The sequence below is a fragment of the Aquamicrobium sp. NLF2-7 genome, from assembly GCF_022359935.1.
GTDB classification, from domain to species: Bacteria; Pseudomonadota; Alphaproteobacteria; order Rhizobiales; family Rhizobiaceae; genus Mesorhizobium; species Mesorhizobium lusatiense.
Genome location: NZ_JAKSED010000001.1, coordinates 1,631,807 through 1,645,046 on the forward strand (window position 1 = coordinate 1,631,807; position 13,240 = coordinate 1,645,046).

Below are 13,240 nucleotides of genomic sequence, written 5' to 3' on the forward strand. Positions count from 1 at the left end.
CCTCCAATCGGCCACCTGATTGCCAGCTGGTAAGCCCAGATGGCAAATTAAGCAGAAAATCCGGAAGCGCAATACGTGGTGCAGACCCTCTTCGACACCCCTCTCTGGCTGGTCCACAAGCGTCGGGCTCAGCGTCTCGATGTGCCCGGCGCGGACTTTCTCATGCGCCATGCCGCCGACGATCTGGCCGAGCGGCTTTCGGCGGTCGACCGCCGGTTCGGGCGGGCGGCAGCACTTTTTTGCCAGACGCCTTCGGCAATGGCGGCGATCTCCGACAGCGGCAAGGCGCAAAGCGTCGTGCGGGTGGAGTGCGATACCTGTTTCGCCGGCAGTGCGGATACGGTACTCGCTCCTTTTGAGACCGTGCCGCTCGAACCGGAAAGCATCGACCTCGCCATCTCGCTCATGTCCTTGCAGACGATGAACGACATTCCCGGCATGCTGGTGCAGATCAGGCGCGCGCTGAAGCCGGACGGCCTGTTTCTCGGCGCCATGGCTGGTGCAGGCACGCTGGCCGAGTTGCGCGAAAGCCTTCTTGCGGCAGAAACAGAGCTTCATGGCGGCATCAGCCCGCGCATCAGCCCCTTCGTGGATGTGCGCGACGCAGGCGCCTTGTTGCAGCGCGCCGGATTCGCGTTGCCGGTCGCCGACATCGAGACCATGACGGTGCGCTACGATCATATGTTCGCGCTGATGGCGGACCTGCGCGCCATGGGCGAAACCAATGTGCTGGCCGATCGGTCACGCCGCCCCGCCACGCGCGCCCTGTTCGCCCGTGCGGCCGAAATCTACGCCGAGCGCTTCTCCGATCCGGACGGTCGCATCAGGGCAAGCTTTCCCGTCGTGTGGCTGTCAGGCTGGGCGCCCGATGCTTCCCAGCAAAAGCCGCTGAAGCCCGGCAGCGCGAAGATGTCGCTGGCTGAAGCCCTTCAGAACTCCACCAAGCAATGAGACCCCGGCTTCCGGCCAATTTCCGGCAGGGAGCATCGCAGGGTTCGCGAAGCAGACCTTAACGGACCGAGCCGACCAGAACCTGCTGGTCGTCGCGGATCGAGACCCAGCGTCCGGTATGGTTCGAGGCCTGACGCTTCAGGTACCGATAGCCTGTGTCTTCCCACGAACGCACGTCGTCACGCAGGTTGTCGAGAATGAAATCGCCCTTGCTGGTGCGCACCGTCAGCACGGCATGGCCTTCACCATCTGGCTTGCGGACCACGGTGATGAGCAGGTCGGAAAGCGGAACGCCCATCTTGTTCAGCTGGCGGCGCTTTTCCAGCACATAGTCCTCGCAATCGCCAACGCCATTGTCGGGATAGGCCCAGACTTCTTCCTTGCCGTAAATTTCCATATCGCTCATCGGCGTAATGGCCGCGTTGACGCCGGCTGAAACCTTCACCAGCATGTCCCACAGCTGCTCCGTCATCTTTACCGGGCCGCGATCGACCGTGCGGATGGAGCATTCAGCCTTGTTGATCTGGCAGAAGTCGTAATGGCCGATTGGCTGCGAGGTGATGCCGCTCGTCACCATGGAGCCGGCCATCACAGCCGGCACACCAAGAGCCAGCACGGCTGCCAGTCCGGTCATGCCTGTCATGATGGCGCGCAAGCGCAGCCCTGAGGAAAAAGAAGTCATCGGCCCGCTCGCCTCTGTTCGTTAACAAAACGTTAACGGCGATTTACACTTCGTGTCAATTGACCTGAAGGTGAGCCTTGAAACATGGTTAAGGAGAGCGGCGAATGTGCAACAGTCGCCGCTGCCTCGGCGTCAGGAAGGTCTGGAGCGCACCAGACGCGGCTTTGCGGCCGCGGCATCCTGTCTGTTGCTGGCGATGAAATCCATGATACGCGGGGCAATCTCGGCACGGAAACGTGAACCGTTGAACACGCCATAGTGACCGACGCGCGGCTGCATGTAGTGGGCCCGTTTGGAATCCGGCAGGTTCACGCAAAGGTCGTGCGCGGCCTGCGTCTGGCCGAGCCCCGATATGTCGTCGTTCTCGCCTTCAACCGTGAACAGCGCGACATTGCGGATGGCGCCCGGATCGACAAGCTTGCCGCGATGCCGTATTTCGCCCTTCGGCAGGGAATGGCTGATGAAGACGCTGTCGACCGTCTGCAGATAGAATTCTGCCGTCAGGTCCATCACAGCCAGATATTCATCATAGAACTCCCGGTGCTTCTCTGCGCTGTCCCCGTCATCCTTGACGAGATGCATGAAGAAGTCCTTGTGCGCGATCATGTGGCGGTCGAGGTTCATGCTCATGAAGCCCGACAGCTGCAGGAAGCCCGGATAGACCTTGCGGCCGAAGCCCGGCGCCGGCCACGGCACTTCCATAATGGCGTTGTCGCGAAACCATTCCAGCCCTTTTTCCTCGGCCAGCACATTCACGGCGGTCGGGCTGCGGCGCGTGTCGATCGGTCCGCCCATCAGCGTCATCGAGGCCGGGGCAAGCGGGTCGCCGCGCTGCTCCATCACCGCAGCGGCCACCAGAACGGGCACGGAAGGCTGGCAGACCGCCATCACATGCGTGTCGGGGCCCAGAGTGTGCAGCATGTCGATCACGTAGTCCACGTAATCGTCGAAATCGAAACGGCCGTCCGCAGCAGGCACCATGCGCGCGTCGGTCCAGTCGGTGATGTAGACGTCCGCATGCGGAAGCATGGTTTCCACGGTGCCGCGCAGAAGCGTCGCAAAATGGCCGGACATCGGCGCAACAATCAGAAGCTTTGGATCCGGGCGCCGGCCAGCCGGCAGATCCCGATGAAAATTCAGCAGGCGGCAAAAGGGACGCGACCAGACGACCCTTTCCGCAACGTCGACGGTGGCCCAGTCGACCTTTGTTGTATGAAGCCCGAACTCCGGCTTGCCATAGTGGCGGGTGCTACGCTCGAAAAGCTCTGCCGTCGCGGTCACCGATCGCCCCCACACGGTTCCCGAAAACGGGTTGAGCGGGTTGGAATAGAGCGCGTGCATGGCATCCGCAAAAGCGCGGGCCGGCTGCAATGCGGCATGATTCAGTTCGTAAAGCTGATAGAACATCAAAAGTCCTTGCCACCTGACGACCTATGAGGACGGCGACGCCGGACCTTCACTGTCGGACCGTGAAATTAACAACATATTGCTGCTATGCAATATTCCATGCAACAAAGTGCCAAATTCCTGTGCGCACAGCGTAATTTCACCCGCCGGCTAACACCTTCCCAACCATTCGCTTTCTGGACTAGCCGCATGGGGCCGCTTATAAGCGGCTTTAACAAGGCCGGAGCGTGGGGCGACCGGACGAAATCGTCCGGCACCGCAGCAATATGGCTACAAAGAAATATCTGGAGCAGCGAACCCACATTCGCCAGAATGATCGCGGTTCCAGCGTGAAAGGCATTTCATGACCGCGCCCGATCAGACCAGCGTTGCCACGGCGGCAACCTCCGGCCTCGATATAGCATTGTTCACACGGCCCTGGGTTTTCATCCGCGGCGTGCCGGCGATGAAATTCCTGCCGCCCGAAGGCCCGCCGGAGATCGCCTTTGCCGGCCGCTCCAATGTAGGCAAGTCGTCGCTCATCAACGCGCTGGTCTCAAGAAAGGGTTTGGCGCGCACCTCCAACACCCCCGGCCGCACGCAGGAACTGAACTACTTCGTTCCCGACGGTTTTTCCGGGCAGGATGCCGACCTGCCCCCGCTGGCGCTGGTCGACATGCCCGGCTACGGCTACGCACAGGCGCCCAAGGAGCATGTCGATCAGTGGACGAAACTTGTGTTCGACTATCTGAAGGGCCGCGTGACGCTGAAGCGCGTCTATGTGCTCATCGATTCCCGCCATGGCATCAAAGCCAATGACGAGGACGTGCTGTCCCTGCTCGACAAGGCTGCCGTTTCCTATCAGATCGTTCTGACCAAGACCGACAAGATCAAAGCCGCCGGCGTGCCACGGCTGATCGAGGATACATTGCAGAAAATCCGCAAGCGCCCGGCAGCGTTCCCAACCGTGCTGGCCACGTCTTCGGAAAAGAATCAGGGACTGGACGAGTTGCGGGCCGCCATCATCCAGTGCGCACGTGGCGAATAGGCCCTTATGGGCCGCTCATGGCCTGGCTGATCTTTGAATCGTTCGATCCCCACATGGCCGTTACCTGATCCGCGGCTCCGCCGAGCGCCACGATGATGGCAAGCGTGATCAGCGTAGCGATGAGGCCATATTCGATCGCGGCAGTGCCGGTCTGGTCTGCAAGGAACTGCCGGATGAGAACGACCATGCGCGAATGCCCCTCTTTTAAAGAGAACCTATCGGGCAGGGATTAAGGAAGGTTAACGCAACAGCGTTAACGCAGGGTAAAGCGCCGTGGTTCAGCAATCTCCGCTGCGTGAGCCGTTGGCGCGAATGATGCAGACGCCGGTGTTGGAAGCCTGCAGCACGCTTCTGCGCATGGTGTATGTGTTTGTGCCACGCGCCACAGACCCCGTGCTCATGAAATCAAGTCCTGCCGGCTCGGCGCGGGACAACTGGCGAGCGGTCCTGTCTGCCAGATATGGCGTTACCAGCAGGGTGAGGGCGGCAGCCGCAGTTCCGAAAAGCAGCGAAAGCCGCAACACGCCCATGCCTCCGCGTCTCACGACCGCCTGGCGGCGTCCGCGAATTCTTTCCCAGTCGTTGTCGAGACTCAAACCGGCCTCCCCGGAAAATTGCCCATACCCCTACGGACCAGCAAAGGACCGCAGCCATGTTCAGTTTTTCAGAACATGCTTAATACAACCTTAAAGCGAAATGCCGGAGGCGTTGCCGCGTTACAGGAGATCGATCAGGAAGGGGATCAGCGGCGCATCGGCCGGCGGCATCGGATAGTCGCGCATCTGGCGCGGGCGCACCCATTTCAGCGACTGCGCCTCGCGCGGCTGCGGCGTGCCGGTGAAGCGCCTGCACACATAGAGCGGCATCAGCAGGTGGAAATCGTCATAGGTGTGGCTGGCGAAGGTCAGCGGCGCAAGGCATGGGATCTGCGTCTCGATGCCGAGCTCCTCACGCAGCTCCCGCACCAGGCACTCCTCCGGCGTCTCACCCTGCTCCACCTTGCCGCCGGGAAATTCCCACAGGCCTGCAAGCTGCTTGCCTTCCGGGCGCTGGGCGATCAGCACCCGCCCGTCGGCGTCGACGAGCGCGCAGGCGCTGACCAGCAAAAGACGTCTCGGCTTGTCGGTCACGCTTTCAGGCTCCGGGCGGACGGCGATAGTGATAGCGATAGACCTCGGTGAACCCGAGGGAACGGTAAAGCGCAAGCGCCGGCTCGTTGGCGGCTTCCACCTGCAACCACGCCTGCCGCGCCCCGCGCAGGCGCGCCCATTTCAGCGCCGACAGAACCAGCTTGCGGCCATGCCCCTGCCGACGCTCTACGGCACGGGTCGCAATCTCGAACAGCCCGGCCAGGTCACCGTCGTGAACGCAGATCAGGCTGGCAAGCGGCTCATTGCCGCGTTCCATCGCAAACAGTCCGGTTTGCGGCTGTATCGCGCCGATGATCTCGGAAAGACCCGCGCGCAGAGAAGCATCCGCCCCCTGCACTTCCAGCGAAGCTGACACGAAGCGTCCGATGTCCTTCAATGGAATCTGGTCGATGGCCTCATCAACCTGCGCCTCGACCAGCGGCATGCTCATGACCAGCGAATCGTCGAAGCGGGACCAGCCCTCGCCATCGAACCATGCGGAAAGCTCAGGCCCTGCCAGCGGCGACACGCGAAACGTGAGGGGACGACCATAGGACTCGAAACGGCGTCCGGCGCGGGCCACACGCTCCGTAATGCTGGCCACATCGCCCCGGTCGAGCGGATTGACGGAGTTCAGACGCTTGGCCGGATGCCCGGCGGTCAGCCGGATCACCCAGGTGCCATCGTAATGGACAGCGGCAGCCGGCCACGCGCGGAAGCCCGCCGCCTCGAAGCGGCGCACCGAAGCCAGTTGCTCGCTCGGATGGATCACGGTGGTCAGCTCCGATAGTCTCCGTTGATGGTGACATATTCCTTGGTCAGGTCACAGGTCCACACCGTGGCCTTGCCCCTGCCGATGCCCAGATCGACCCGGATGGCGATCTCATCGCGCTTCATATAGGCCGATGTCGCCTCTTCGGAATAGGAAACGTCGCGCTCGCCCTCATGGGCGAGGCGATTGTCGCCGAACCAGATCGACAGGCGGTCGCGGTCGGCCGGCTCGCCCGCCTTGCCGACGGCCATCACCACCCGGCCCCAGTTGGCGTCCTCGCCGGCGACAGCGGTCTTGACCAGCGGCGAATTGGCGATGGCAAGCGCGATGCGCTTGGCCGAGCGTGCCGATTTTGCGCCCTCCACGGTGATCTCGATCTGCTTGCGTGCGCCTTCGCCGTCGCGCACGACCTGCAAGGCCAGCGACTTCAGGATCTTGCCGAGTGCGCGCTTGAAGGACGACAGGCGCGGATCCTTCACGTCGTTGATGGCAGGCGCGCCGCGCTTTGCAGCGGCGCCGGTCGCAAACAGCAGCAGCGTGTCGCTGGTCGAGGTGTCGGAATCGACGGTCACCGCGTTGAAGGTCTTTGCCGTGCCGCCGGACAGCAGCGCCTGCAACACAGGCGCGGCGATCGGCGCATCGGTGGCAATGAAGGAGAGCATCGTCGCCATATCCGGCGCAATCATCCCCGCGCCCTTGGCGATGCCGTTGATGGTCACGTCCACGTCACCAAGCTTCACCGTCGCCGTCGCCACCTTGGGATAGGTGTCGGTGGTCATGATGGCGCTGGCGGCCTCTTTCCAGAGCTCGGGCTTTGCATCGCTGACCAGCGCATCGAGCAGATGCGTGAACCGGGCCGGATCGAGCGGTTCGCCGATCACGCCCGTGGAGGCGAGGAAAACCTCGCCCTCGGCACAACCCGCTGCCTTCGCCGCCGCCTTGCCGGTGGCGGCGGTCGTCTCGCGGCCCTTCTTGCCGGTGAAGGCGTTGGCATTGCCCGAATTGACGACCAGCACCCGCGCCTTGCCGCCGGGCAGGTTCTCCCGGCAGAAGTCGACCGGGGCGGAAGGGCATTTCGAGCGGGTGAACACGCCAGCCACGGCAGTGCCCGCATCAAACACCATGGCCAGCAGATCGGTGCGGCCCCTGTACTTGATGCCCGCTTCCGCGGTCGCCATGCGCACGCCCTCGATGGCCGGCATTTTCGGATATTTCTTGGGGGCAAGCGGGGAAATGGCAGCGGACATGTGGCCTCGGCTGAAAAAGGTGGAACGCGACAGGATTTGCCTCATCGCGCAACGTCACGCAAGGCGTTTGAAGGTTCTGAACGGCCCGTCATGAAAAAGGCCGGTCCCATGACCGGCCTTTCTGTTTCCCCATCCAGGGAAAATGGCTTATTCGCCGTCGGCGCTTTCGACGGCCTTCTTCAGGTCAGCGTCGGGAATGTCGATCTTGGCCGCGGCGCGGGCGTCCTTGACCAGCGCGAAATACTTGTCGCGGATCAGCAGCGACTTGACCTGCTCCTTGACCACATCGAACGCCGGCGGCTCCTTGGCGCGCTTGTCCTCAACCTTGATGACGTGCCAGCCGAACTGCGTCTGCACCGGCTCCTTGCCATAGCTGCCCGGCGCGATCTCGAAGGCGGCCTTTTCGAATTCCGGCACCATCTGGCCGGGACCGAAGTAGCCGAGATCACCGCCGCTGGTCTTGCCACTCGGGTCGGTGGTGTGCTCGTTGGCGAGCTTCTCGAAATCGGCGCCGCCGTCCAGATCCTTGACGATCTTGTCGGCCTCTTCCTTGGTCTTCACCAGAATATGGCGGGCGTGGACCTCGTTGACGGGCGTGGTGGCTGAAATTTCCTTGTCATAGCGGGCACGGATCTCGTCATCCGTGATCTTGCCGACAACTTCCTTCTCGACCAGCTGGCCATGCAGAGCGCGGGCCTGGAGGAAGGCGGCGCGGCGCTGGAAATCCTCGTCCTTGTCGAGGCCTTCAGCAATTGCCTTGTTGGACAGCACCCTCACCTCGATCGCGGCCGAGAGGGCTGCGGCCCGGCGCTGGGCCTCAGGCAACTGCGCGAACTGCTGCGCAAGCTCGCTCTGCGCGAGTTCCAGATCGGCTTCGGTGATCGTCTGCCCGTCGACGGTGGCAACGACGGCCTTCGGATCGACCGGGGTTGCAGCTTCTGCCGCAGCTGCGGCCGGAGCCTGCTCCTGAGCCGCGAGCGGCGCCAGAGCCAGAGCGGAAAGGCCAACGGCCATGCCAAGGCTGGCAAGCGACACGCGACGGTACGAAAATGACATGAAAGAAACTCCGGTGGAGATTGCGAACTGTTTCAAAGCACTTCCAGTTAGCGAAAATGTGGCGGAATTCCGCGCATTCATGCGAAAAAGATCGTGCCGTTGACATCGGTGGTGGCGACTCTTATCTGTCCCACGACTTTGCGTCCATAACCGTTTTCCAAGCGATTTATGGTATTCCCAATGCGCAATGGCGGATATGACGGAGCAAACCGGCATCTGCCGCGATATTCAGGATTGCAATTGAAAGGGCCATTTCATGGTCAGTCTTGGCGGACTCGCCCGTAAGATCTTCGGTTCCTCAAACGATCGGCGCATCAAGGCGACCCGAGCCCGGGTTGCGGAAATAAACGCGCTGGAAGAGCAGCTGAAGGCTCTTTCCGACGAACAGCTGAGAGCGCGCACCGACGAATTCCGCAAACAGCTTGCCGATGGCAAGACCCTCGATGACCTTCTGATTCCCGCCTTCGCCACCGTGCGCGAGGCGGCACGGCGCGTGCTCGGCATGCGCCCCTTCGACGTTCAGATGATCGGCGGCATGGTGCTGCACAATGGCGGCATCGCCGAGATGCGCACCGGCGAAGGCAAGACGCTGGTCGCCACCCTGCCGACCTATCTCAATGCCCTCACCGGCAAGGGCGTCCATGTCGTTACCGTCAACGACTACCTCGCCTCGCGCGACGCGAACTGGATGGGCAAGCTCCATCGGTTCCTCGGCCTCACGGTGGGCATCATCGTCCACGGGCTCTCCGACGAAGAGCGCCGCGATGCCTATGCCTGCGACATCACCTACGCCACCAACAACGAGCTTGGCTTCGACTATCTGCGCGACAACATGAAGTATGAGCGCGCGCAGATGGTTCAGCGAGGCCACAACTACGCCATCGTCGACGAGGTGGACTCCATCCTCATCGACGAGGCCCGCACGCCGCTGATCATCTCCGGTCCGCTTGAGGACCGTTCCGAGATGTACAATACCGTTGATGCCTTCATCATCCAGCTCAAGCCGGAAGACTACGAGGTCGACGAAAAGCAGAAGACAGCCATTTTCACCGAGGATGGCACCGAGAAGCTCGAAGGCATGCTGCGTGCCGCCGGCCTGCTGAAGGGCGACGGGCTATACGACGTCGAGAACGTCGCCATGGTTCACCACGTCAACAACGCGCTGAAGGCGCACCGCCTGTTCCAGCGGGACAAGGACTATATCGTCCGCGACAACGAAATCGTCATCATCGACGAATTCACCGGCCGCATGATGCCCGGCCGCCGCTATTCGGAAGGCCTGCATCAGGCGCTGGAGGCCAAGGAACACGTCCAGATCCAGCCGGAAAACCAGACGCTGGCCTCGGTGACCTTCCAGAACTACTTCCGCATGTATGAGAAGCTGTCGGGCATGACCGGCACGGCGCTGACCGAAGCCGAGGAATTCGGCAACATCTACGGCCTGGAAGTGACCGAAATCCCGACCAACCTCCCCGTCCAGCGCATCGACGAGGATGATGAGGTCTACCGGACGGTCGAAGAGAAATACAAGGCGATCGTCAAGGAAATCAAGGAGGCGCGCGCCAAGGGCCAGCCGATCCTCGTCGGCACCACCTCCATCGAAAAGTCCGAATATCTGGCTGAGAGGCTGAAGAAGGACGGGCTGACCGACTTCGAGGTCCTCAATGCCCGCCATCACGAGCGCGAAGCGTCGATCGTCGCGCAGGCCGGAAAGCCGGGCGCAGTCACCATCGCTACCAACATGGCCGGCCGCGGCACCGATATCCAGCTTGGCGGCAATGCCGACATGCGCATCGAGGAAGAGCTGGGCGACATGCCAGCCGGCCCCGAGCGCGAGGCGCGCGAGAAGGCGATCCGCGAGGACATTGCAAGGCTGAAGGAGCAGGCGCTGGCCGCCGGCGGGCTTTACGTTCTCGCCACCGAGCGCCACGAATCGCGGCGCATCGACAACCAGTTGCGCGGCCGCTCCGGCCGTCAGGGCGACCCCGGCCGCTCCAAATTCTATCTCTCGCTTCAGGATGACCTGATGCGCATCTTCGGCTCCGAGCGCATGGACAGCATGCTCCAGAAGCTTGGCCTGAAGGAAGACGAGGCCATCATCCACCCGTGGATCAACAAGGCTCTGGAAAAGGCCCAGACCAAGGTTGAGGCCCGCAACTTCGACATCCGCAAGAACCTGCTGAAATATGACGACGTCGCCAACGACCAGCGCAAGGTGGTGTTCGAACAGCGCATCGAGCTGATGGACGGCGAAGGCCTTGGCGAGACGATCGCAGAAATGCGGACCGGCGTCATCGAGGAAATCGTCAACAAGGCAATCCCCGAGAACGCCTATCCCGAACAGTGGGATCTGGCAGGTCTGCGCGCCGAGGTCGCCCAGTACCTCAATCTCGACCTGCCCGTCGAGGAATGGGCGAAGGAAGAAGGCATCGCCGAGGACGATATTCGCCAGCGCATTACCGAGGCAGCCGAGGCCGCCGCGAAGGACCGCGCCGAACGCTTCGGCCCGGATGTGATGAACTATGTCGAACGCTCGATCATGCTGCAGACGCTCGATCATCTGTGGCGCGAGCACATCGTCAACCTCGACCATCTGCGTTCGGTGATCGGCTTCCGCGGCTACGCCCAGCGCGACCCGCTGCAGGAATACAAGGCCGAGGCCTTTGAGCTGTTCCAGGCCATGCTGGGCAATCTGCGTCAGGCTGTTACCGCGCAGCTCATGCGCGTCGAGCTGGTGCGTCAGGCAGCCGATGCTCCTCCCCCCCAGGCGCCGGAGGCGCATGGCCAGCACATCGACGCCACCACCGGCGAGGACGATTTTGGTGATTCGGCCGTGCTGCTGCGCGCTGATGCCAGCGCCGTCATCGCCCCCGAGGACCGCGATCCGGCCGATCCGGCGACATGGGGCAAGGTCAGCCGCAACGAGCCTTGCCCCTGCGGCTCCGGTAAGAAGTACAAGCACTGCCACGGCACCTTCGCCTGATCGGCGAAGGCTTCTCCTAAGAACAAAAAAGCCCGCTGATAACAGCGGGCTTTTTTATTGCCGTGAAGCAGAAATCAGCGCGTCGGCACCGGGTGCTCGCCGCGATAGTCGTAGAAGCCGCGGCCTGCCTTGCGGCCCAGCCAGCCGGCCTCGACATATTTCACCAGCAGCGGGCACGGGCGGTACTTGGAATCCGAGAGCCCGTCATGCAGCACCTGCATGATCGACAGGCAGGTATCGAGGCCGATGAAATCGGCGAGCTGGAGCGGGCCCATCGGATGGTTGGCGCCAAGCCGCATCGCCGTATCGATCGCCTCGACCGAGCCCACGCCCTCGTAAAGCGTGTAGATCGCCTCGTTGATCATCGGCAGGAGGATGCGGTTGACGATGAAAGCCGGGAAATCTTCCGAGACGGTGATCGTCTTGTCGAGCGCATTCACATAGGCCTTCGCCGTCTCGAAGGTCTGGTCATCGGTGGCGATGCCGCGCACCAGCTCGACCAGCTTCATCACCGGCACCGGGTTCATGAAGTGGATGCCGATAAAACGCTCCGGACGATCTGTCTGCGCCGCAAGGCGCGTGATGGAGATGGAGGAGGTGTTGGTCGCAAGGATGGCCGCCGGATTGAGCTGCGGGCAAAGCTCGGCGTAAATCTTGCGCTTGACCGTCTCGTCTTCCGTCGCCGCCTCGATGACGAGATCGGCGGCGGCCAGATCGGACATGGACTGGGCGCCGGAAATACGCGAAAGCGCTTCCTTGCGGACCTGCTCGTCGAGCTTGCCGGAAGACACCTGCCGCGCGAGGTTGCCACTGATGGTGGCGAGACCCTTTTCAATGCGGTCGGAGGAAATGTCGTAGACGAGCACGTCATAGCCGGCGAGAGCCGAAACATGCGCGATGCCTCCGCCCATCTGCCCCGCTCCGACGATGCCGACCGTTCCGATCCTGCTCATTCCTGACCCCGTCTGATTGATATTTGTGCACTGCAAACTAAAAGGACGGGGCGACTGCGTCCACCCCGTCCCTGACAGTTTAATACGTATTGCGCTTGGCGGTCAAAGCGCCTTTTGGAGCTCTGGGATGATGGTGAAGAGGTCGCCGACGATGCCGTAGTCGGCGACCTGGAAGATGGGGGCTTCCTCGTCCTTGTTGATGGCGACGATGACCTTGCTATCCTTCATGCCGGCCAGATGCTGGATCGCGCCGGAGATGCCGGCTGCGATGTAGAGCTCAGGCGCGACCACCTTGCCGGTCTGGCCCACCTGCCAGTCGTTGGGCGCATAGCCGGCATCGACGGCGGCGCGCGAGGCGCCGACGGCAGCACCCAGCTTGTCGGCCAGCGGCAGGATCACTTCCTGGAACTTCTCGGCCGAGCCCAGCGCACGACCACCCGAGATAATGATCTTCGCAGATGTCAGCTCCGGACGGTCGCTCTCCGACAGCTTGTTCTCCACGAAGGACGACACGCCCGGATCAGACGCGGCCGAAACGCTCTCGACCGCGGCCGAACCACCCTCGGGGGCGGCCTGGAAGGAAGCCGTGCGCACGGTCACGACCTTCTTCGCATCGCCCGACTGCACCGTCTGGATGGCGTTGCCGGCATAGATCGGGCGCTTGAAGGTGTCGGCCGACACGACCTCGATGATCTCGGAGATCTGCGCGACATCGAGCAGCGCCGCAACGCGCGGGGCGACATTCTTGCCCGACGAGGTCGCCGGCGCGACGATGGCATCGTAATTGCCGGCCAGCGAAACGATCAGTGCCGCATACGGCTCGGCCAGACGCTCGGCCAGTTCGTCGGCCTCGGCCAGCAGCACCTTGCGCACGCCCTTGAGCTTTGCAGCGGCGTCGGCGGCAGCCTTCGCGCCCTTGCCGGCGACCAGCACATCCACCTCGGAGCCGATCCGGAGAGCGGCAGAGAGCGCCTTGGCCGTCTGGTCCGACAGCGAGGCGTTGTCATGTTCGGCGATCAGAAGAATTGCCAT

13 protein-coding genes are annotated in these 13,240 nt (G+C 62.5%); 3 read left to right on the top strand and 10 right to left on the bottom strand.

What is annotated here, in order from left to right; all coding sequences use genetic code 11:
• The first annotated feature begins 78 nt into the window (after positions 1 to 78).
• Positions 79 to 951, top strand: coding sequence for a methyltransferase domain-containing protein (locus MIC97_RS07965; protein WP_239801066.1), 873 nt, complete (start codon positions 79 to 81; stop codon positions 949 to 951).
• 58 nt (positions 952 to 1,009) lie between these two features.
• Here MIC97_RS07965 and MIC97_RS07970 read toward each other — a convergent pair whose 3' ends face one another.
• Together MIC97_RS07970 and phaZ are read right to left on the bottom strand one after the other, a co-directional pair.
• Positions 1,010 to 1,594, bottom strand: a complete 585-nt coding sequence (locus MIC97_RS07970) for a transglutaminase-like cysteine peptidase (RefSeq protein WP_239801067.1) — start codon at positions 1,592 to 1,594, stop codon at positions 1,010 to 1,012.
• A 171-nt stretch (positions 1,595 to 1,765) separates the two neighbouring features.
• Positions 1,766 to 3,040, bottom strand: coding sequence for a polyhydroxyalkanoate depolymerase (gene phaZ / locus MIC97_RS07975; RefSeq protein ID WP_239799573.1), 1,275 nt, complete (start codon positions 3,038 to 3,040; stop codon positions 1,766 to 1,768).
• A 343-nt stretch (positions 3,041 to 3,383) separates the two neighbouring features.
• Between phaZ and yihA the strand changes: the two genes are divergently transcribed.
• Complete coding sequence (yihA, locus tag MIC97_RS07980; protein ID WP_239799574.1) at positions 3,384 to 4,067, top strand: ribosome biogenesis GTP-binding protein YihA/YsxC; 684 nt, start codon at positions 3,384 to 3,386, stop codon at positions 4,065 to 4,067.
• Between the two features lie 4 nt (positions 4,068 to 4,071).
• Here the strand turns inward: yihA and MIC97_RS07985 are convergent, their stop codons facing one another.
• The 6 genes from MIC97_RS07985 to MIC97_RS08010 form a co-directional block, all read right to left on the bottom strand.
• Complete coding sequence (locus MIC97_RS07985; protein ID WP_239799575.1) at positions 4,072 to 4,254, bottom strand: Flp family type IVb pilin; 183 nt, start codon at positions 4,252 to 4,254, stop codon at positions 4,072 to 4,074.
• Between the two features lie 91 nt (positions 4,255 to 4,345).
• Complete coding sequence (locus tag MIC97_RS07990; protein WP_239799576.1) at positions 4,346 to 4,663, bottom strand: hypothetical protein; 318 nt, start codon at positions 4,661 to 4,663, stop codon at positions 4,346 to 4,348.
• Between the two features lie 120 nt (positions 4,664 to 4,783).
• On the bottom strand, positions 4,784 to 5,197 hold the full coding sequence (mutT, locus tag MIC97_RS07995) for an 8-oxo-dGTP diphosphatase MutT (RefSeq protein ID WP_345773542.1): 414 nt from the start codon (positions 5,195 to 5,197) through the stop codon (positions 4,784 to 4,786).
• Between the two features lie 4 nt (positions 5,198 to 5,201).
• Complete coding sequence (locus MIC97_RS08000; RefSeq protein ID WP_239799577.1) at positions 5,202 to 5,969, bottom strand: GNAT family N-acetyltransferase; 768 nt, start codon at positions 5,967 to 5,969, stop codon at positions 5,202 to 5,204.
• A gap of 5 nt (positions 5,970 to 5,974) precedes the next feature.
• Positions 5,975 to 7,216, bottom strand: a complete 1,242-nt coding sequence (gene argJ, locus MIC97_RS08005) for a bifunctional glutamate N-acetyltransferase/amino-acid acetyltransferase ArgJ (protein WP_239799578.1) — start codon at positions 7,214 to 7,216, stop codon at positions 5,975 to 5,977.
• A gap of 147 nt (positions 7,217 to 7,363) precedes the next feature.
• The gene (locus MIC97_RS08010; RefSeq protein ID WP_239799579.1) at positions 7,364 to 8,272 is read right to left on the bottom strand and encodes a peptidylprolyl isomerase; all 909 of its coding nucleotides are present in this window, start codon (positions 8,270 to 8,272) and stop codon (positions 7,364 to 7,366) included.
• Between the two features lie 256 nt (positions 8,273 to 8,528).
• On the opposite strand from MIC97_RS08010, the gene secA reads away from it, so the two are divergent.
• Positions 8,529 to 11,255 carry a preprotein translocase subunit SecA gene (gene secA, locus MIC97_RS08015; protein WP_239799580.1) on the top strand — a complete coding sequence of 909 codons (2,727 nt, stop codon included), beginning with the start codon at positions 8,529 to 8,531 and terminating at the stop codon, positions 11,253 to 11,255.
• 74 nt (positions 11,256 to 11,329) lie between these two features.
• Here secA and MIC97_RS08020 read toward each other — a convergent pair whose 3' ends face one another.
• Positions 11,330 to 12,208: a 3-hydroxybutyryl-CoA dehydrogenase gene (locus MIC97_RS08020; protein ID WP_239799581.1), complete on the bottom strand. Its 879-nt coding sequence runs from the start codon at positions 12,206 to 12,208 to the stop codon at positions 11,330 to 11,332.
• Positions 12,209 to 12,310: 102 nt separating this feature from the next.
• Positions 12,311 to 13,240, bottom strand: a complete 930-nt coding sequence (locus MIC97_RS08025; protein ID WP_239799582.1) for an electron transfer flavoprotein subunit alpha/FixB family protein — start codon at positions 13,238 to 13,240, stop codon at positions 12,311 to 12,313.

What these genes read in the sequence shown, in the direction of transcription:
- MIC97_RS08025 (WP_239799582.1), bottom strand. Translation starts at nt 13,240, where the DNA reads ATGGCAATTCTTCTGATCGCCGAACATGACAACGCCTCGCTGTCGGAC.
- yihA (WP_239799574.1), top strand. Translation starts at nt 3,384, where the DNA reads ATGACCGCGCCCGATCAGACCAGCGTTGCCACGGCGGCAACCTCCGGC.
- MIC97_RS08020 (WP_239799581.1), bottom strand. Translation starts at nt 12,208, where the DNA reads ATGAGCAGGATCGGAACGGTCGGCATCGTCGGAGCGGGGCAGATGGGC.
- MIC97_RS07985 (WP_239799575.1), bottom strand. Translation starts at nt 4,254, where the DNA reads ATGGTCGTTCTCATCCGGCAGTTCCTTGCAGACCAGACCGGCACTGCC.
- phaZ (WP_239799573.1), bottom strand. Translation starts at nt 3,040, where the DNA reads ATGTTCTATCAGCTTTACGAACTGAATCATGCCGCATTGCAGCCGGCC.
- MIC97_RS07970 (WP_239801067.1), bottom strand. Translation starts at nt 1,594, where the DNA reads ATGACAGGCATGACCGGACTGGCAGCCGTGCTGGCTCTTGGTGTGCCG.
- argJ (WP_239799578.1), bottom strand. Translation starts at nt 7,216, where the DNA reads ATGTCCGCTGCCATTTCCCCGCTTGCCCCCAAGAAATATCCGAAAATG.
- secA (WP_239799580.1), top strand. Translation starts at nt 8,529, where the DNA reads ATGGTCAGTCTTGGCGGACTCGCCCGTAAGATCTTCGGTTCCTCAAAC.
- MIC97_RS08010 (WP_239799579.1), bottom strand. Translation starts at nt 8,272, where the DNA reads ATGTCATTTTCGTACCGTCGCGTGTCGCTTGCCAGCCTTGGCATGGCC.